Origin of the sequence: Methylobacterium thuringiense, from assembly GCF_022179645.1 — a bacterium.
Taxonomy (GTDB): domain Bacteria; phylum Pseudomonadota; class Alphaproteobacteria; order Rhizobiales; family Beijerinckiaceae; genus Methylobacterium; species Methylobacterium thuringiense.
The window spans coordinates 191,656-210,827 of sequence record NZ_BPRA01000006.1 but is presented as its reverse complement, the minus strand read 5'-3'; the positions used below and the strand labels follow the sequence as shown (position 1 = coordinate 210,827).

The window sequence follows — 19,172 nt, the reverse complement described above, 5'->3', positions numbered from 1 at the left end:
GAGTTTCACCGGACGGAGGGCGCGCAGCCTGATCGCTTCGTTGCAAACAGCGATCCTCCTCCCTGCAGGCGGCCGATCGTCCGATCGGCTCAGACGATCGTCGGCAGGATGTGATCGAGCAGATCGACGTCGATCACATAGCCGCATTCAGACCCGTCGCGGTCGAAGGCCGAGAGCGACTCCCCGAACAGATAGGAGATCCGGTGGTGCCGAATCGCCGCGATGGACGTCTGCAGGAAGTTGCGGCTGTGGTTGGGCTGCAGAACGAGGACATGGCTGCGATCCCCTGTATAGACCGTATTGTGAAGCCCCGATCCCGACAGGCCGACGACGGTCGAGGCCTGCGCGAAGATCGCAATCTGCTCCCACCACGGCACGGCTCCAGGATCGATCGTCACGAACCCGTGCCGTCGCGTCACCGACTCGACCTCGGCAAGGTTGAAGAGCGGCCGAGGGTCGCGCTTGCGCGAGCTCCGGGTCACGAGAATCCTGTCATGGGCTCGACCTTGACCGGTACGGGCGATGCAGTCCGCGATGAGCGTGTCGTAGGTTTCGCAAGCGAAGTCGTGAACGACGTTGCTGCTCCAATGGGCAAGGCTCGGAACGATAAGCCGGTCGCAGTGAACGGCCGTGCCGGGATTGAGGGGAAACAGACGCTCCCGCGCGACCCCGAGCTGCTCCAGCATCTCGATCTGGTAATCTGCGATCGACGCGCTGACGACGAAAGCCGCCTGATCGCTGCACAAGCGTAGCGCGAGCCGCACCCGTGGCAGCGTCTCGAGCAGCCAATGGCCGTAGACGAAGTCGCTGCGACGGGCGAGGAGCACGGCCTCGCCGAGCCGGTGTGGATGCTCCGACCAGTTGTCGATGCGGCGCTTGCCGCCATCGAGAGGGCCGACATCGCGGAAAAAGCCCCAGGCGCCGATATCGATCGGCGATGCTGTCACCGACGGTTCGAGCAGAAGATGATCGTCGATGAAAGCCAAGCCGTCGCCGTAGGCGTACGCATCGGTCAGCACGGCGCAACCATGAGCCGGCATCGTCATCGTTCGCCCGGCAAAACGTGTGAAGAGATCGAGCCCGCCCGCACCGCCGAGAAACGATGGCGACGGCATCTCGATCGCTTTGGCTGAGCCGAACTCATGCCAGCCCGCCCTGTCCGATGGCAGCAGGCAGAGTGAGCCGAGCGGGAGTTCGGTGACGAGCCGGGATGTCATCACGAGCAGCACTGCGAGCGTGTGAGGGCGGATGTCACAGGCGTGGCCAAAGCCAGGCGACCAACTCGCCCTCGCCGAAATCGACGCCCGTTGCGATTTCGTCAGCTGCACCCGGAAGCTGCAAAGCAAAAGCGCGCGCTGCCTCGGCATCCATGATGGCCGAGACGACGATCCCCCTCACCGCCCAAGGGTTCCGAGCGTGTTCGGCCACGGTGTGCAGTGGCAGGCCGACGGCAAGGAGCGTGTGTTCGTCGTCCATGGCCGGGCAGGCTTCACCCTCCCTTGAAGGCAGAAGCCGAACGTCGAGATCGTAGGACATGCCATACGCTGCCAGCGATGGCGTATCGCGTCCGGCAAGAACCAGGCGTCGCGTTTCGTTCGAGGTCATCATATCGAGAAGGACAAGGACGGACAGCAGGCTCTGTTCGCAATGTGATACGGTCTGCCCGCGATTTGAGGCGAGCAAGGCATCCACGCGCGACCGGATCGCCATGGCCACCGGAGGCGCATCGAGTCCGGACGCAGCCGAAGCCTGACTAAATCCCAGCCGTGTCTCGCCCGTCGTGCTGAATGCGTAATTGCGGCTTCCGAAGCCCTGCGAGCGTTGAGCCAGCAGATCGGGAAGGCATCTCATGGCCTGGGCTGCGATCATTCCGACGCTCTACGATCCAGCGCAGGCGGTGCCAATCCCCACCGTCCTTTCCCACCAGACACTCTTCGGGTGGCCATGGCGGGTCAACTGTGTCCCATCAGTCCAAACAGGCCATAGGAAAATGGCTATTACAAGTCTTCAGCGCAAAAATACGAACCAACCCTTCCCAAGAAACAGATCATAGACATTACCGAACACCCAATTTTCTTGTATAAAATAGCAAAATACGACAAATCTTCGTCAGACGACAGTTACTACGAATTCGACAACCGCCTGCAATGGATGTCATATTCGAGCCTATCGCGACAGTCGGATTGATCAGAGAACCCGACCAGCCACCGCCACACAGTTCGCGACAGATCAATATCAAATCCGTCTCATCAGACGGACATCCATAGCTGCGTTCTTAATGAGGACCGACATATTGTAGACAAGCGCCGTCACGCCTGAAAAGCTCGGCCGGCCAGTCGTTCCATCGTATTACGATATTTTCATCAATGACACTAAATGGATTTGCCGTTTTACTCAGAAGGTTTACAACCATCTCTGCAGTGTAGTCTAAATATAAATTTGCAACCCACTCGTGATGCCTTGCCTCTAACAATTCTGAATTTCTCCAATCGGGGAGATATTTATTTTGCGTTCCAAGCTGAACAGCTTCAAATATTTTTTGATTTCGCTGAAATTGTTGCCAATGAACTTGGCGTTCTTCCTGCGTATGAAAAAGATGAACAACGTGGGTATCACATCGTCCAACAGCAAACCCGCTTGCCTGAACCCGAACAGAAAATTCGAGATCTTCCCAACCATAGCCAATTATCTGTTCATTAAAATCTAATTGGCCAAAAACATCGCGATGGATCACGAACCAGGAATTTCCCTCAGAAAATGCGCTTTCTCCGCCTTTTTCAATCGCGCGCACCGATTCCCAAACCGATTCATCGGCTTCCTTTTGCCAATAGACATACGGTAAAGCATACTTAGTACCACTATTCGGCAAAGAAATTTTCGTAATAACGGTATCAGCATCACAAAAAAACATCCACGATTTTGTGGAGTTTCTAGCGGCCTGAATTGCACCGTTCCTTAGTTTGGAAAATGAAAAAGCTTTATTATTTTCACGATCCAGGACATAAGATTCGATTGAGAAAATGCGATCTCCAAAGAAATCCCTCAAAACATCTGGAAACTCATTCGGCACGCCGTCGGTAATCAGATATGAATTTTGTGAAATTCCCAGCCCAATTTTGATTTGTTCTGATATGGATTTTTCAAGCCTATAAAACTTATCAGAAGTAACAAAATAGGAAAATACTATATCATTATTCATCATCAAAATTCCAATTTGAATTCTTAGGTTTACGTGGTCAGCGACAAAATCTAAGTTCAGTCAGAACGCTTTCCGTTGAGAATCGCCATCGCATTTTGGGGCGCTCGCCTCTCCTTACCGCAGCTCCTACCCAGCAGTTACACGCAAGCCTTCTTAGGTTGGACGACGATACCAGCGTGAATCCAAAGCGTCGCTCGCTCTCAATCTTTAAAGCGCTCCCGCTGAATGTTTGTTAATGGGTTCGGTCATCCAAATCCTCAAGCCATTTATAGAATATCTGGGCAGCAAATGACACACGGGTCAAGGGCGATGGCAGGCATCGGGCACGCTCTGTAGTACAGTCATGTGCTATAGAGACATGTGCAACCTTCGAATTCTCAAGGTAAAAACGAAGCGCGATCAATGGCATGCGCGAAGCCTGGCTGGGGCGGGAGGATTCGAACCTCCGAATGCCGGTACCAAAAACCGGTGCCTTACCACTTGGCGACGCCCCATCGCGCTCGGCCGGGCGTGTCTAGACGGCCGCCGGGGCGCTTGCAACTGGTGGCGTGGGGCGCGACAGCGGCGCGGGCGTGTTTCGGTAAGGGGATGGGCCGGATGGGCGGGATCGCGATCATCACGGGGGCCGGGTCCGGCGTCGGCCGGGCCGTGAGCCTGGGGCTCGCCGCGGCGGGGTGGCGGGTCGTGCTGTCCGGGCGGCGGCCTGAGCCGCTGGCGGCGGTGGCGCGGGAGATCGCCGCGGCCGGCGGCGCGGCGGCTTGCGTGCCGGCGGATGTCGGCGATGCGGGTAGCGTCGACCGGCTGTTCGCGCAGGCGGTGGAGCGCTTCGGCCGGGTCGACCTGCTGTTCAACAATGCCGGCATCTTCACGCCGGCCGTGCCGGTGGATGAGATCGCCGATGCGGACTGGCTCGCCTCCGTCACCACCAACCTCACCGGCGCGTTCTGGTGCACACGCGCGGCCTTCCGGCAGATGAAGGCGCAGTCGCCGCGGGGCGGGCGCATCATCAACAACGGCTCGATCGCCGCCGCGGCGCCACGGCCGAACTCCGCGCCCTACACGGCGACGAAGCACGCCATCACCGGGCTGACCCGCTCCACGGCCCTCGACGGCCGTGCCTTCGACATCGCCTGCGGCCAGATCGATATCGGCAATGCCGAGACCGAGATGACGCGAAGCTTCCAGCACGGCGCGCGGCAGGCCGACGGCACGATGAAGCCGGAAGCGGTGATGGAGGCCCGCCACGCGGCGGACGCCGTGGTCTACATGGCCGGGCTGCCGCTCGCGGCCAACGTGCTGTTCATGACCGTGATGGCGACGACGATGCCGTTCGTCGGCCGGGGCTGAGCGCGCCGGTCTTTGCGTGCGCGAAACGGAACGCGTAGAGAGCGGGCTCTACCCGTAGGACCTCGTTCAGAGCGGCCGCCCACCGGCGGCCGGTGCCATTCATGCTGATGCAGACCGATCCGAAACCCGCGAGCGCCGAGGCGGCGGCCAAGACGGCCGACCCGGTCGCGCGGCGGCGGACCTTCGCAATCATTTCGCACCCGGATGCGGGCAAGACCACGCTCACCGAGAAGCTGCTGCTGTTCGGTGGCGCGATCCAGCTCGCCGGCGAGGTCAAGGCCAAGCGCAACCGCGTCTCGACCCGCTCGGACTGGATGGGTATCGAGAAGGAGCGCGGCATCTCGGTCGTCACCTCGGTGATGACCTTCGAGTACGGCGACTGCGTCTTCAACCTGCTCGACACGCCGGGCCACGAGGACTTCTCGGAGGATACCTACCGGACCCTGACCGCCGTCGACTCGGCGGTGATGGTGATCGACGCGGCGAAAGGCATCGAGGCCAGAACGCGAAAGCTGTTCGAGGTCTGCCGGCTGCGCGACATCCCGATCGTCACCTTCGTGAACAAGCTCGACCGCGAGGCGCGCGACCCGTTCGAACTGCTCGACGAGATCGAGAAGACGCTGGCGCTCGACGTGGCGCCCGTCACCTGGCCGATCGGGCGCGGGCGCTCGTTCGCCGGCACCTACGATCTCGGCAACAACCGCGTGCGCCGGCTCGACGCGGCGGACGATGCCGGCACCGTGCCGGTCACCGGCATCGGCGATCCGCTCTTCGACCAGTTGCTCACCGAGCAGGGCGAGGCCGCGACCTGGCGCGAGGAGGCGGAGCTCGCCGAGGGCGGTCTCAAGCGCTTCGACCTCGCGGCGTTTCGCGAGGGGCATCTCACGCCGGTGTTCTTCGGCAGCGCACTGCGCAATTTCGGCGTGCGCGACCTGATCGACGGGCTGGCCCGCGTCGCGCCGCCGCCGCGAGGCCAGGATGCGGACAAGCGCCGCGTCGAGCCGACCGAGGCGAAGATGACGGGCTTCGTGTTCAAGATCCAGGCGAACATGGATCCGAACCACCGCGACCGCATCGCCTTCATGCGGGTCTGCTCGGGCCAGCTCAGGCGGGGGATGAAGGCCAAACTGGTGCGCACCGGCAAGCCGATCCCGCTGACCGCGCCGCAATTCTTCTTCGCGCAGGACCGTGCCATCGCCGACGAGGCCTTTGCCGGCGATGTCGTCGGCATCCCGAATCACGGGACCCTGCGCATCGGCGACACCCTCACCGAGGGCGAGGAGATCGTGTTTCGCGGCGTGCCGAGCTTCGCGCCCGAGATCATGCGCCGGATCAAGCTCGGCGACGCCATGAAGGCCAAGAAGCTCAAGGAAGCCCTGCAGCAGATGGGCGAGGAGGGCGTGGTCCAGGTCTTCGTGCCGCAGGACGGCTCCCAGGCCATCGTCGGTGTCGTCGGCGCGCTGCAGCTCGACGTGCTGAAGGAGCGTCTCCAGGCCGAGTACGGCCTGCCGATCGACTACGACCAGACCCGGTTCTCGGTCTGCCGCTGGATCGAATCGGAGTCGGAGATCGAGATCGACAGGTTCGTCGAGTCGCACGGCTCGGCCATGGCCAAGGACCTCGACGGAGCCCCGGTCTTCATGGCGACCACCGCCTTCTCCCTGCGCTACGAAGAGGAGCGCTGGGAGAAGGTGCGGTTCACCGACGTGAAGGACTACCAGAAGCGGGCAGTCTGAACCGAAGGGTCCCCCGGACCTAAGCGATCCCCTTCGGAAACGGCACGCTCGGTCAGCCGAGCAGCGCCGCCTTGTCGACGGCGAGCGCTTCGGCCAGCGCCTCGAGCACCTTGTGCTCGGTCTCGGTCACGCCGCCCTTGTCCGCCACGTCGGCGGCGATGAGAAAGACGTGCTGGCGGTGTTCCAGCGGCCGGTCGGCGATGGCGGCGACGAGCGTCATGTTCTCGAGCCGCCCGGCCCGCAGCTCGGCCCGCGCCAGAGCCTCGAACAGCTCCTTCTCGAGGGTCAGCGTGTCGTAGGATTTCTCGAGGATCGGGTTGGCGCGCATGCTGACGAGAGCGGATTCGATCTCCTCCTCGTCGGTGTCGCCGTCCGCGACGATGACGTTTGCGGCCGCCGCCACCGCCGCCTGCATGAACACGGCATCGCCCGCATAGGACATGACGGCCCGGTTGATGCGGACCAGCGCGTCCTGAAAGAACCCCATCTCGTTCTCCTCGCGACGGCCGCCCCGTCCGTCCGACATACCGGCCGAAGCCGTCATGCGATCGTTCACAGCCGCCCGCACTCCCGTCAAGCCACGCTTTTCCGCGCAGTGGACCTCGGCTCCGTAGCCCGGCTCGGACGTGGCCGACGGCCGTTCCCGCGCGCCGATGCCAAAGGAGCGCGATTCTGTATTCATTCCCGTGACTTGAGGCCGTTGTGCAACAGAGCCACGAAATCGAGCCAAGTATAATCCTCAACCCGGAACCGATTGGCCCCCGGTGCATTCTTGGCCTTGCCGGACGGGGCCCTTTGCGGGCGTGACGGCAGCTTCCCGCTCCGGAGACCGACGATGACGCAGCAGACCGATGCGCCGGCAGCCCCGACGCGTCTGCCATCGGCACGCTCGCTGCGCGGCCTCGACGCCATGAACTTCTTTCTCGCGGATGTCCGTGACGGACTCGGACCGTATCTCGCGATCTACCTGCTCGCCGTGCGCGGCCCCGAGCAGGGCTGGAACGAGGCGACCATCGGCCTCGTCATGACCATCGCCGGAATTGCCGGGCTGATCGCGCAGACGCCGGCCGGGGCGTTGATCGACAGGACCAACAACAAGCGCGGCGTCGTCATCGCCGCGGCGGTGGCGGTGACGCTGAGTTGCCTCGCCCTGCCCTTCGTCTCGAACTTCTACGTCGTGGCGGCGACACAATCGGTCGCCGGCATCGCCGGGGCGATTTTTCCGCCGGCGATCGCGGCGATCACCCTCGGTGTGGTCGGCCCGAAGATGTTCGCCCGGCAGGTCGGCCGCAACGAGGGCTTCAACCATGCCGGCAACGCGGCCTCCGCGATGATCGCGGGCGGCAGCGCCTATTTCTTCGGGCCGATCGTGGTGTTCTGGCTGATGGCGATCCTCGCCTTCGTCTCGATCGCCGCGACGCTGATGATCCCGGGCGACGCGATCGACGACGACCTCGCCCGCGGCATGGATCACACCAAGACCGTGGCCGAAGGCGCGGACCAGCCATCCGGCATCGGCGCCTTATTGCAGAACAAGCACCTGATGCTGTTTGCGGGTCTGTGCGCGGCCTTCCACCTCGCCAACGCGGCGATGCTCCCGTCCGTTGGACAGTTGCTGACAAAGATCTCGGGGAAGGATCACGCGACCTCGCTGATCGCGCTCTGCATCGTGGCAGCCCAGCTCGTGATGGTGCCGGTCGCGGTCTTCGTCGGCGCCAAGGCCGACATCATCGGCCGCAAGCCGATCTTCCTCACCGCCTTCGGCTTCCTGGCGATCCGCGGCGTGCTCTACACCTTCTCCGACGATCCGTTCTGGCTGGTGGCGGTGCAATGCCTCGACGGCATCGGCGCCGGCATCTACGGCGCGCTGTTTCCGCTGGTCGTGGCGGACCTGACCCGCGGCACCGGCCGCTTCAACGTGGCGCAGGGCGCGGTGGCGACGGCGCAGGGCGTCGGGGCCTCGTTCAGCGCGACGCTTGCCGGGGTCATCATCGTCGGGGCCGGCTTCTCGACGGCCTTCCTCGTGCTGGCGGCGATCTCGGCGGCGGGCTTCGTGGTCTATCTCACGCTGATGCCGGAGACGCGCGGCTACGAGCCGCCGGGCGTGCAGACGCCGCCGGCCTCGGCCGTCGCAATTCCCGTCGGCGCCTGAGCGAGCGGAGACGGTCGCCATGGCCAGGAAACACGCACGCCGCAATGACGGCGGGCAGGGTACGCTCGTGCTCCTGCATGTCGGCGACCTGCATCTGACCGGCGCCGACGCGCCGAGCGCCCGCGACCTGCGCGCGATCCTCGACCAGCTCGGGCAACTGCCCCGGCATGTCTACGACTTCGTCTACCTGCCGGGGGACCTCGCCGAGGATGGCACCACCGCGCAGTACGACATTCTGAGAGATGCACTCCGCGCGCATCCCTCGATGCCGATTCGTTTGATCCCAGGCGACCACGACAAGCAGCACGGCGATATCGAAGACTTCGAGAGGGTCTTCATCGAGATTGCAGGAAGCAAACGCGGCGGCGGCCACGCGCCGATCGAAAACCGGCTGCCACAGCCCGAGGACAAGCAGCCCGTCCACCAATACTATTACGGCGAGATGCATGCGGGCGTGAAATGCCTGTTCCTCGACGTGATCAGCGCCGGGTTCGGCCGCAAGGGCATCGGGCTCGATTTCCGTCTGGGCGCCGGTCAGACGCAATGGCTGAGCTCGGAACTCGCGGCCGCCGCAGAGTCGAAGACGCCCTGCGCCGTGTTCATGCACGGCTATCCCGACGACCTTCGCGAGCCCTACGACCGCCTGGACATCGCGGGGCTGTTCTGGAGCACCCGCGTCCGCCTCGTCGAGATGGGGCACACCCATTACAACGAACTCGCCCATGACGGCCGCACCCTTTACGCGACCGCGCGCTCGGTCGGGCAGAACGAGGACGGGTCAGCCGGTTACGCCGTCGCCGCCATCGACGGCCCGGTGACGAGCTGGCGCTTCCGGGCGCTCGACCGGACCTGGCCCTTCGTCATGATCACGAGCCCGGCCGACCGGCGCGTCGCCATGCAACCCCTCGGCCGCGTCGCCGCAGGCATGGAACTCGACGGCAAGGGCCGCGTGACGGTTCGCGCCCTGGTGCTGTCCGATCAGCCCCCGGACTACTGCCGTTGCCGGGTCGATACCGGCCCCTGGGTCCTGATGGAGCTGACGGAGTCGCGCTGCTACGAGGCTCGGCTGCCCTGGCCGGAGGACGGCCGCAGCATCCAGGTCGAGGCGGTCGACCGGCGCTGGCCGGGCCACGGCCCCGACTACGTCGACACCGACGTGATCGAGCCGGTGATCGGCTTCCCCGATCCACCGCTGCCCTCCTGCCCGATGCCGAGCAAACCCGGCAGCGACGCCTTCGCGCTCGGGCCCTGGCTGCAGAAGGGCGTACGCGGCGACCAGCTCGGGCCGAACAAGAACGGCCGCAAGTGGTGAGGCCGCGCGCCTTCGCCGACCGAACCCGAATCCTCGCGAAAGACCAGCAATAATGGGCGCGCTGACGCTGACACCTCATCTCGCGACCTGGGGGATCGCGGGGCTCGCGACGCTCGGCGTGATCCTCCGGCCGATGGGATGGCCCGAGGCGATCTGGGCGGTGGCGGGAGCCGTGCTGCTCGTCGTGCTCGGGCTGTTGTCGTGGCACTCCGCCCTCGACGGCGTCCTCAAGGGCGCAGACGTCTACCTCTTCCTGATCGGCATGATGCTGCTCTCCGAGATCGCGCGGAAGGAGGGCCTGTTCGACTGGCTCGCGAGCATCGCCGTGCGCCACGCCAAGGGCTCGGCGACCCGCCTGTTCCTGCTGGTCTACGGCGTCGGCACGCTGGTGACGGTGTTCCTGTCGAACGACGCCTGCGCGGTGGTGCTGACCCCGGCGGTCTACGCCGCGACCAAGGCCGCGAAGGTCGAGAACCCACTGCCCTACCTGTTCATCTGCGCCTTCATCGCCAACGCGGCGAGCTTCGTGCTGCCGATCTCGAACCCGGCGAACCTCGTCGTCTACGCCACGCACATGCCGCCGCTGCTGCAATGGCTCGCCCGCTTCGCGTTGCCGTCGCTGCTCGCCATCGTCGCCACCTACGCGGTGCTGCGCATGACGCAGAATTCCGCGCTGAAGCAGACGCAGGTCGCCACGGACATCGAGAAGGTCACGCTCTCGGCGACTGGAAAGGTCGCGGGCTTCGGCATCGTCGCCACCGCCTTCGTGCTGCTCGGCGCCTCGGCCTACGGCCTCGATCTCGGCCTGCCGACGTTCATCTCCGGTGTCGCGGCGACTCTACTGGTGCTCGCGATCAAGCGCGGCGGCCTCGTCGATGTGATGAAGGACGTGTCGTGGAGCGTGCTGCCGCTGGTGGCCGGGCTGTTCGTGCTCGTCGAGGCGCTGGAAACCACCGGCGTGCTCAAGACGATCGCCGACACCCTCAAGGCCTATGCGCAGAGCGCGCCGGAGGCGACGGCCTGGGGCGGCGGCGTGCTGGTCGCCGTGTTGTGCAACCTCGTCAACAACCTGCCGGCCGGGCTGCTCGCGGGCGCCGCCGTCCAGACCGCCGACGTCAGCGAGAAGATCGCGGGCGCGATCCTGATCGGCGTCGACCTCGGCCCCAACCTCTCGGTCACCGGCTCGCTCGCCACCATCCTCTGGATCGTGGCGATCCGGCGCGAGGGCGAGGATGTCGGCGCCTTCCGCTTCCTCAAGCTCGGCCTCCTGGTGATGCCGCCGGCCCTGCTGCTAGCGCTCGCCGGCCTCCTGCTCGTCTGATCCGCGCCCTTCTTTCGCAAGAGACCTCCGTGAACGCCTCGCTGCTCTATCCCTTCATCATCATCGCCGGCTGCCTCCAGGCGCTCGGCAACTCCATGAACGCGCAGCTAAGGGGGCGGCTGATCAACCCGTGGCTCGCCGCCTCGGTGTCGTTCCTGCCGATCGTGTTCGTCTTCACGATGATCTTTCTCGCGCTGCCGACGCCGCTGCCGACCCTCGACACCCTCGCAGCGATGCCGTGGTACGCGCCCTTCGGCGGCGTGGCCGGCGCGGTGGCGGTGTTCGGCGGGCTCGCCTTCATCGACAAGGTCGGGGCCGGGCCGTTCAACGGCCTGACGCTGACCGCCAACATCCTGACTTCGGTGGCGATGGACAGCTTCGGCCTGTTCGGGCTGCAGGGCGGGGGCTTCAAGCCGATGCCCTGGATCGGCGGCCTGCTGATGGCCGTCGGCGTGGCCTTCATCGCGCGGGTCACCCCGGACAAGGGCGCGGAGAAGGATGAGGGGCACGGCCTCAACCCACGGCTGCTCTATCCCTTCATCGTCGTCGCGGGCGCTCTTCAGGCGATCGGCGTGGTCTGGAACGCGCAGCTGCGCGGTGCGCTGGTGAACCCGTGGCTGGCGGCGACCGTCTCGTTCCTGCCGGTCGTCTTCGTGTTCGTCTTCGTCTTCCTGATTCGGCCGACGCCCCTGCCGACGAAGCAGGACATCGCCGGCATCCGCTGGTGGATGCCGCTGGCCGGCATCACCGGCGCGGTCGCCGTGTTCGGCGGCCTGCTCTTCGTCGACAAGGTCGGCGCGGGCGCCTTCAACGGTCTGCTGATCACGGCCAACCTGCTCACCTCGATCGCGCTCGACCATTTCGGTTGGCTCGGCATGAAGCAGGTGAAGGCCGGAGCCTCGCGTCTGGGCGGTGCCGCCCTGATGATCGGGGGGATCGTCCTGATTTCGCTGTCCTAGGACGCTGTCCGGCGGAGTGGATGCCAGCCGGCCGAAGGAAAGCTATTCGTGGCAGAAGCATGAAGAATCCGGTCCGATTCCATCGGGTCGGATCGAGTCCAAACCGGGTTCGATGCTCGAACCATCGAAACGCGTCTCAGCGTAAAAGCTGCGACGCCTCCGCCGAACCGCGCTTGGTGATGCGCCACTTGATCGGGCCGGGCTGCTCATCGTCCTCCCGGTCGACGAGGCCCTGCATCCAGAGCTGGAGCATCGCCAGGTGTTCGTCCTGTGGCTCCTGACCCGTGAAGGTCATGGGGTTGCGGCGCAATGCCAGCAACAAAAACCGCTGTTTCTCGCTCAGGTCCATATCCATAGGACGAGCGGGACCGGTCGCGATTTAGTCCCCGTCTTGCGGAAGACGTGCATGAATCGCGATTCGACTCTCACAAGCTGCCGCCGGAGAGATCAAAGCGGCGCTTCGTCGGCGCCGTCAGGCGATCTTGCCGCGGATCACGGCATCACGCCCGCGAGCTTCAATCCCGCGGCCAGAAGGATCGCGACGGCGGACAGGATGAATTCGAGCGGGAGCGACGTCCAAAGCGCGGGCGACGGTTCCGCCGCGCGCGCGGCGCGCGTGAGGGTCTCATCCATGGGCGACCTCCTGGGCATCCCATCTGACGCGGGACGGCCGAAGACGCAGTATAGTGCAGGATGAGGCGGTTCGGGAAGCGCCGGTTCGCTGCGCCTCCCGAAGCGGTTCAGGCGATCTGCGCCGTCATGTCGACGGTCGGAGCCTCGCCGCTGGCCTTCACGAGGCCGATGGCGTGCTCGCAATCCTCGCGGCGGACATAGCCCTCGCCCGAATCCGCGACGACGTTGCCGTTCTGGACACGCAGCCGCCAACGCCATTCGCCGCCGGCATCCCGATACAATTCGAACCGCATGCGCTGACACTCCAAGCCGCCATGGCCTTGGCCAAAAAGATGGGGCCGCCAGCTCCGGGCGACAACGCCCGGAGCCGACGGCCCCTATCAAATCGTGTCGGTCGGATCAGGAGCGCGGAGCGCGGTCCAGCCAGCCGATGTTGCGGCCTTCGCCACCGCCACCGCCCGCCGGGCGGGGATTGCGGCCCTGCTGCGGACGGGCGTCGTTGCGGGTGTCCGTGCGCTGACCCTGGCGAACGGCAGGGCGTGCGGGACGCTGGTCCTGGCGGTCGCCCGGGCGGCCATCCTGGGTCGTGGCACGATTGACGACGGCAGCACCGTCGCGACGGGCCGGACGGCCGTTGTTGCGGCCCGCTCCCGGGGCCCCGCCGCCGGGACGGCCCTGGCGCTGGCCGGGACGGCCCTGCGGCTGGCGCGGCGGACGCCGTGCCTCGTCGGCGGCGGTCTCGGCCGCTTCTTGGCGTGACGGAGCGGAGAAGCCCTCGGGGAAGGCGCCGACCGGCACCTTCTGGCGGGTGATCCGCTCGATGTCGCGCAGGTAAGCCCTCTCCTCGTCATTGCAGAACGAGACGGCGAGACCGGTCTTGCCGGCACGCGCCGTGCGGCCGATGCGGTGGACGTAGCTCTCCGGTACGTTCGGCAGATCGTAATTCACGACGTGACTTACGGACTCGACGTCGATGCCGCGGGCGGCGATGTCGGTGGCCACGAGCACCCGGCAGGAGCCGTCCTTGAAGGCGGCGAGCGCCCGCTCACGTTGCGGCTGCGACTTGTTGCCGTGGATCGCGGAGGCGTTGACGCCGGCCTTCTCGAGCCCCTTCACGACGCGGTCGGCGCCGTGCTTGGTACGGGTGAAGACGAGCACACGCTCGTAGTCCGGATCGCGCAGGATGTGGTTCAGCAGCGCCTGCTTGGCGCCGGTATGGACGAAGATCACCTGCTGGTCGACGCGCTCGGCGGTGGTGGCCACCGGGGTCACGGCGACCTGGATCGGATCGCGCAGGTACTGGTCGGCCAAGCCGGCGATGTTCTTCGGCATGGTGGCCGAGAAGAACAGGCTCTGCCGCTCCTTCGGCAGCATCTTCACGATGCGCTTGAGGGCGTGGATGAAGCCGAGGTCGAGCATCTGGTCGGCCTCGTCGAGGACGAGAATCTCGACGCCTTCGAGGGTCAGCGAGCGGCGCTCGATCAGATCGATCAGGCGGCCCGGCGTGGCGACGAGGATGTCGACGCCGTTGGCGAGCGCCCGCTCCTGCCGGCTGATGGTCACGCCGCCGAACACTACGGTGCTCGTCAGCGGAAGATGCTTGCCGTAATCCGCAAAGCTCTCGGCGATCTGGCTGGCGAGCTCACGCGTCGGCGACAGCACCAGCACGCGGCAGCCGCGGCGCGGGGCGCGGGTGCGCTTCAGGGAGAGGCGGTGCAGGATCGGCAGCGCGAAGGCTGCGGTCTTGCCGGTGCCGGTCTGGGCGATGCCGCAGATGTCGCGGCCTTCCATGGCGGGGGCGATCGCCTGGGCCTGGATCGGGGTCGGCGTGGTGTAGCCGGCCTCCTCCAGCGCCTTCAGCACGGGCTGGGCGAGGCCGAAATCGGTAAACTGGGTCAAGTGGTGTCTTTCGGGCAGCGGGACCGCTTCTCGACAGCCGTTCTCGGGCGCGAGATCTGTGTGGGTCCGGTGTCTCGGGGACAGCCCGCGTGATGGGGCAGTCAGGGTGCATGCACGTTATGAAGAGAGGGGCCGGAACGCGTCCGACGCGATGCGCGGACATGGACCGTCACGCAGCCCTCTCAAGCGAACCCTGTTTCGGTCGCTGACGCTGCAACCGCGATATGCGCATACCGCAGCGCAAAGTCAACGCTCGCCATGCATCGAACTCGCGAGTAGCGCGCCACAGGATGGCGAAGCGTGGCCTTGCGGCATGACGAGTGCACTGCACATGCCTGAATGACACGAAGCGGCAGCGGATGTTTCGACATGACACGATCGCAACGCGATCCACGTCGCGATCGCGGGCGGCCGTGCGGAAGCGGGACCGTAACATATCTTATGCTACCCAAGCCGAAGGCGCTTCGACGCACGGGGTCAGTCCCGGGTCGGTCAGGCATGCGCCGGGGACCGGGATGATCGCGCGCCATACCCTCACCTATGTCGGGTCCCGCGCCGTGGCCGCGGCCCTCAACATGGCCTCGCTCGCCGTCTTCACGCGGCTTGCACCCGTCGACACCTTCGGCACCTACCTGTTCATCCTATCCTGGGCGATCGTGCTCTACGGCGCGACCTGCCAATGGCCGAAATTCGCGTTCTTCGCGCTCTACGACGATGCGCGTGCGCCGGAACAGATCGGCACCCTGGTGCGGATTCTCGTGGGCCTGCTCGCGCTGACCACGCTCGCCACGGCAGCAGCCGCCGGCCTCGGCTTCGTGGAGGCCCGCTTCGCGGCAGCGGTGATCGCTGCGACGGCCGGAACCACCATCTTCGAGGGCACTCTCGAGATCGCGCGGACCCGGCTCGCCGCCGAGACGGTCGCCGTGTCCGTCGTCTCGCGGGGCGCACTGGTGCTCGGGCTCGGCAGCCTCGCTCTTTCCTACGAGGGCGATGCCCGCGACTTGGTTCTCGCAGTCGGGCTCGCCAACGCATTGGCCGCGATCCCGGCCGGGCTATCGGTCTGGCCGCTGGTCCGGCACGGCAAGGGCAGCGTCACGGAAGCGCGACGGCTCCTGGCCTATGGCTGGCCGCTGGTGCTCTCATTCGGCATCGCTGCCCTGGCCCAGACCATCGACCGGCTGATCATCGGCAAAACGGTCGGCACGGAGGACCTTGGGGCCTACGGGGCGATCGGCGACTTTCTGCGCCAGAGCTTCGTCGTGTTCGGCGAGAGCATCGCACTGTCCATGATCTCGATCGCCAAGCGCGATGCACGCGACGGAGGCATGGAGTCGGCAGTTCCAGTGCTGCGCGATGCCGCCCGCGCCCTGACGCTGATCGGAGCCTTCGGCGCCGTGTTCTTCCTGACCTTCGACGAGACGATCGTTTCGATCCTGCTCGGGCCGGCCTACCGCGATTCCGCGATGACCGTGGCCCCGTTCCTGATCGCGGCGAGCGTCTGCATGATGTTCAGGGCCTACTACTTCGGGCAGGTGATCTACTTCACGGGATCGAGCACGCTCGACGCCATCGCCTCGACGATCCTCCTCGTCGCCACGGGCGGCTTGTCGCTGGCGCTGATCCCGCTTCACGGGGTCAGGGGTGCGGCGATCGCACTCGCGACCGGTCAGGCGCTGGCCTGCCTCGTCTACATCTTCGGAGCCAACGGCCGGATCCGAATGCCGGTGCCGATCCTCGACATTCTGCTGATCACGGCCTGCGCCCTCGTAGCCTCTGCTGCGAATTCGGGCATCGATCTGATGTTCGGCACCAAGAGCCCGGCCCTGCTCGCGCTCAAGGTCATGGTGATCGCCCTCTTCGCAGTCGGAGCGGTCTGGCACTTCAACATCATCGGCCTCGCCGAAGGCATCGCGCGCCGGGTACGGCGTGCGCCCTGATGCGGACCGCGTCAGGCCAATCCCGCACAGGCAGAACGCCCGACGGCGTCATCGTCTCGATCCGTCCGCTCGACCAAGCCGTGCCCATGCTCGGAGCCTGGCGAGATCTCGGCCATGCTGCCCTCGTCGAGAACCTGTTCTTCGAGGCGGACTTCGCCATGTCGGCAGCCCGCGCCTTCGGGGCGGGTATCCGCATCGTGACCGTCAGCGACCGGCCGCCGGACGAGCCCGGAGCACGCCTCCTCGCGCTCTGGCCCTGTCGCATCGTCCACCGCTGGGGCGTTCCGTTGCCGGCTCTGATGGGCTGGACGCACGGGTTCTCGATCTTCGGGGCTCCCCTCCTCGCCCGCGACGAGGCCGAACGTGGCCTGAAGGGGTTGCTCGATGCGCCGAGGGCCCTCGGCTTGCCGCGCCGTCTCCTGATGCCCTACCTGCCGCTCGACGGTCCGTTCGCCGCTCTGCTCGATCGGACGCTAAGCGAGACCAGGCAGCGTCGGACCGATTTCTGGAGCCACGAGCGGGGCTTCCTCGACGTCTCTGGCAACGAGGCATCAGCGCGTAAGAATTATCTCGATGTGAATGTCTCCCCCCGCAAGGCGGCCCAACTTGCCCGGTTCTTCCGGCGGATGTCGGCAGGCGGCGTGGTCGAACACGAGATCGTCCGTGATCCACGGGCGCTTACGGAGGCGCTCGCCGACTACGTCACGCTCGAAACGGCGGGCTGGAAAGGGCGGGCCGGCACGGCGGTCGGACGGCGGCCGGCGGAAGTCGGCTTCCTGAACGGATTGATCGCGTCGTACGGCGAGCGGGGATGCGTGCGCATCGATCGCCTGCGCCGGGACGGCCGCAGCCTCGCGTCGTCCCTGGCGCTGGAGACGGCATCGACGTTGTGGTTCCTCAAGATTTCCTACGATGAGGCCGAGGCCAAGAACTCTCCCGGCGCGCAACTCGTCGAGCGGGTCACCCGATCGCTGCTCGCCGACAACCGGATCGAGACGGCCGATTCGTGTGCGCCTCCGAATTTTCCGCTGATCGAGACCTTCTGGGGCGAGCGGCGCCGGCTTGCGCACGGACTGATCGAGGCCGGAGGCGGCGACCGGCTGTTTCGGCTCGCCGCCTCACTGGAAGGTCTGCGTGCGCAGGCGAGCCGCCTGCGCACGGGCGGGCCCGCATAGGCGGGTCCGGAGTTCAACCGCCCGGCTCATCGAACCGGCTCCAGCGAAACACCTCCCGTCCGGCACCGTCGATCACGCGAACGGCTTCGGCGCGTGCCTGCGAGCGCTGCGGCGCGCGAGCCCGCGCGAACAGGCGCAGCGCCCGCTCGGTAGCAACTTCCAGGTCGCTCACCCGCACGGAAACGCGCTGCTGTACGGGCGCTGCGTCCGTACCGTCGTCGGGTCCGAGGAGTTCGATGTGAAAGGTCTCGCGAACGGTCAAAGGCCGGGCGGCTCCCATGGGCGTGTCGGTGGCTGAGATAGAACGTTCGGCAACTAAGCCATCGGGGCCTCTCTTGCCGGATGCGAGGGCTTTGGCATCAAGCCGATAGCAGCGTACACCCCCGTGACGTCCACGCCGCCGCGTGGAGCATTTGCGTCCTCACGCGGGGTGCATGCTCGGGTTGGATGTGTTTCACTCCCACGGCGAAGGCGACGAACGAGAGCAATCATGGCGACCAAGCCCTTCGTCACGCCGGACTGGCTTCATCAACGCCTCAGCGCGCCCGACATCGTCGTGCTCGACGCTTCCTGGTATCTGCCCGCACAGGGGCGCGACGCAGAGGCCGAATTTCGCGCGGCGCATGTTCCCGGCGCAATCCGCTTCGACATCGACGCCGTCAGCGACGAGACCTCGCCATTACCCCACATGCTGCCACATCCCGAGGTGTTTTCATCGCGCATGCGAGCCCTCGGAATCGGCGATGGTGCACAGATCATCGTCTATGACGGGCTCGGCCTGTTCTCGGCCCCCCGCGTCTGGTGGATGCTACGAACCTTCGGGGTGCGCGATGTTGCGATCCTCGAAGGCGGCTTGCCGGCCTGGATCGCGGCTGGCTACCCGACAGAGGATGGCGAGGTTCGCCCTCGGGAGCGCCGCCACTTCACCGCCCGTTTCGACCACGGCTCCGTCGCCGATACGGGCGATGTGGCGCGCGCCCTCGATCGAAACGCGGCCCAGGTGGTCGATGCCCGCTCCGGCCCGCGTTTTCGCGGCGAGGAGGCCGAACCGCGCCCCGGCGTCCGACCGGGGCATATGCCGGGCGCGCGCAACGTCCACTACGCGGCACTGCAGGCCAACGGCCGGCTCAAGGACGAGGCGTCGCTGAGGGCCGCTTTCGCCGAGGCCGGCGTGGACCTCGACCGTCCGGTCATCACGACCTGCGGCTCGGGCGTGACGGCCGCGATCGTCTCGCTTGCCCTCGAGACGCTGGGCCGGCCGCCCCGCGCGCTCTACGACGGATCCTGGGCGGATTGGGGCTCCGACGAGTCTCGCCCCGTGGCGACCGGGCCGGTCTGATCTCGGCAGACGTCGCGTCGCCAACCGCAAGGTCGTCTTGATTTCGGCACGGTGCCGGCGCTCGAAACGATGCGCTTCGGCCACACCTGCAAGGCCACGATCAGCGTTCTCGATTCATCGCTTGTAACATTATCACAGTCACGCGATGAAACGTTGTAACGTT

Annotated in this window: 18 protein-coding genes and 1 tRNA gene; 9 read left to right on the top strand and 10 right to left on the bottom strand. The window is 65.7% G+C overall.

What is annotated here, in order from left to right; all coding sequences use genetic code 11:
- Nucleotides 1-89: 89 nt before the first annotated feature.
- The 4 genes from MFF07_RS07640 to MFF07_RS07625 all read right to left on the bottom strand — a co-directional run bounded on the left by MFF07_RS07640 (nt 90) and on the right by MFF07_RS07625 (nt 3,693).
- Nucleotides 90-1,229, bottom strand: coding sequence for a glycosyltransferase family 61 protein (locus MFF07_RS07640; RefSeq protein WP_238231425.1), 1,140 nt, complete (start codon nt 1,227-1,229; stop codon nt 90-92).
- A 22-nt stretch (nt 1,230-1,251) separates the two neighbouring features.
- Complete coding sequence (locus MFF07_RS07635; RefSeq protein WP_238231424.1) at nt 1,252-1,869, bottom strand: hypothetical protein; 618 nt, start codon at nt 1,867-1,869, stop codon at nt 1,252-1,254.
- A gap of 406 nt (nt 1,870-2,275) precedes the next feature.
- A complete protein-coding gene (locus tag MFF07_RS07630) occupies nt 2,276-3,202 on the bottom strand; it encodes a galactosyltransferase-related protein (RefSeq protein WP_238231422.1) in 927 nt (308 codons plus the stop codon).
- 416 nt (nt 3,203-3,618) lie between these two features.
- A tRNA-Gln gene (locus MFF07_RS07625) sits at nt 3,619-3,693 on the bottom strand.
- A gap of 103 nt (nt 3,694-3,796) precedes the next feature.
- Here MFF07_RS07625 and MFF07_RS07620 point away from each other — a divergent pair.
- Together MFF07_RS07620 and MFF07_RS07615 are read left to right on the top strand one after the other, a co-directional pair.
- Nucleotides 3,797-4,546: an SDR family oxidoreductase gene (locus MFF07_RS07620; protein ID WP_238231420.1), complete on the top strand. Its 750-nt coding sequence runs from the start codon at nt 3,797-3,799 to the stop codon at nt 4,544-4,546.
- Nucleotides 4,547-4,647: 101 nt separating this feature from the next.
- A complete protein-coding gene (locus MFF07_RS07615) occupies nt 4,648-6,282 on the top strand; it encodes a peptide chain release factor 3 (RefSeq protein ID WP_238231416.1) in 1,635 nt (544 codons plus the stop codon).
- Nucleotides 6,283-6,334: 52 nt separating this feature from the next.
- Here MFF07_RS07615 and MFF07_RS07610 read toward each other — a convergent pair whose 3' ends face one another.
- Nucleotides 6,335-6,769: a tellurite resistance TerB family protein gene (locus MFF07_RS07610; protein WP_147818336.1), complete on the bottom strand. Its 435-nt coding sequence runs from the start codon at nt 6,767-6,769 to the stop codon at nt 6,335-6,337.
- Nucleotides 6,770-7,117: 348 nt separating this feature from the next.
- Here MFF07_RS07610 and MFF07_RS07605 point away from each other — a divergent pair, with 348 nt between their 5' ends.
- The 4 genes from MFF07_RS07605 to MFF07_RS07590 are packed head-to-tail and all read left to right on the top strand — an operon-like array spanning nt 7,118 to nt 12,026.
- Nucleotides 7,118-8,434: an MFS transporter gene (locus tag MFF07_RS07605; protein WP_238231414.1), complete on the top strand. Its 1,317-nt coding sequence runs from the start codon at nt 7,118-7,120 to the stop codon at nt 8,432-8,434.
- A 19-nt stretch (nt 8,435-8,453) separates the two neighbouring features.
- A complete protein-coding gene (locus tag MFF07_RS07600; RefSeq protein ID WP_238231412.1) occupies nt 8,454-9,746 on the top strand; it encodes a metallophosphoesterase family protein in 1,293 nt (430 codons plus the stop codon).
- Between the two features lie 52 nt (nt 9,747-9,798).
- Entirely contained in the window at nt 9,799-11,067 is a 1,269-nt protein-coding gene (locus tag MFF07_RS07595; RefSeq protein ID WP_238231410.1) for an arsenic transporter, read from the top strand.
- Between the two features lie 29 nt (nt 11,068-11,096).
- Complete coding sequence (locus MFF07_RS07590) at nt 11,097-12,026, top strand: DMT family transporter (RefSeq protein WP_238231408.1); 930 nt, start codon at nt 11,097-11,099, stop codon at nt 12,024-12,026.
- 136 nt (nt 12,027-12,162) lie between these two features.
- Here MFF07_RS07590 and MFF07_RS07585 read toward each other — a convergent pair whose 3' ends face one another.
- The 4 genes from MFF07_RS07585 to MFF07_RS07570 form a co-directional block, all read right to left on the bottom strand.
- Nucleotides 12,163-12,381 carry a hypothetical protein gene (locus MFF07_RS07585; RefSeq protein WP_238231406.1) on the bottom strand — a complete coding sequence of 73 codons (219 nt, stop codon included), beginning with the start codon at nt 12,379-12,381 and terminating at the stop codon, nt 12,163-12,165.
- A gap of 137 nt (nt 12,382-12,518) precedes the next feature.
- On the bottom strand, nt 12,519-12,659 hold the full coding sequence (locus tag MFF07_RS07580) for a hypothetical protein (RefSeq protein WP_238231405.1): 141 nt from the start codon (nt 12,657-12,659) through the stop codon (nt 12,519-12,521).
- Nucleotides 12,660-12,766: 107 nt separating this feature from the next.
- Entirely contained in the window at nt 12,767-12,952 is a 186-nt protein-coding gene (locus MFF07_RS07575; protein ID WP_238231402.1) for a YegP family protein, read from the bottom strand.
- Between the two features lie 106 nt (nt 12,953-13,058).
- Nucleotides 13,059-14,558, bottom strand: coding sequence for a DEAD/DEAH box helicase (locus tag MFF07_RS07570; protein ID WP_238231400.1), 1,500 nt, complete (start codon nt 14,556-14,558; stop codon nt 13,059-13,061).
- 515 nt (nt 14,559-15,073) lie between these two features.
- On the opposite strand from MFF07_RS07570, the gene MFF07_RS07565 reads away from it, so the two are divergent.
- Complete coding sequence (locus tag MFF07_RS07565; RefSeq protein WP_238231398.1) at nt 15,074-16,495, top strand: lipopolysaccharide biosynthesis protein; 1,422 nt, start codon at nt 15,074-15,076, stop codon at nt 16,493-16,495.
- Nucleotides 16,496-16,581: 86 nt separating this feature from the next.
- On the top strand, nt 16,582-17,670 hold the full coding sequence (locus MFF07_RS07560) for a GNAT family N-acetyltransferase (protein WP_238231514.1): 1,089 nt from the start codon (nt 16,582-16,584) through the stop codon (nt 17,668-17,670).
- A 13-nt stretch (nt 17,671-17,683) separates the two neighbouring features.
- Here MFF07_RS07560 and MFF07_RS07555 read toward each other — a convergent pair whose 3' ends face one another.
- On the bottom strand, nt 17,684-17,932 hold the full coding sequence (locus MFF07_RS07555) for a hypothetical protein (protein WP_238231396.1): 249 nt from the start codon (nt 17,930-17,932) through the stop codon (nt 17,684-17,686).
- Between the two features lie 228 nt (nt 17,933-18,160).
- On the opposite strand from MFF07_RS07555, the gene sseA reads away from it, so the two are divergent.
- Nucleotides 18,161-19,009 carry a 3-mercaptopyruvate sulfurtransferase gene (sseA, locus tag MFF07_RS07550; RefSeq protein ID WP_238231394.1) on the top strand — a complete coding sequence of 283 codons (849 nt, stop codon included), beginning with the start codon at nt 18,161-18,163 and terminating at the stop codon, nt 19,007-19,009.
- Nucleotides 19,010-19,172 lie beyond the last annotated feature (163 nt).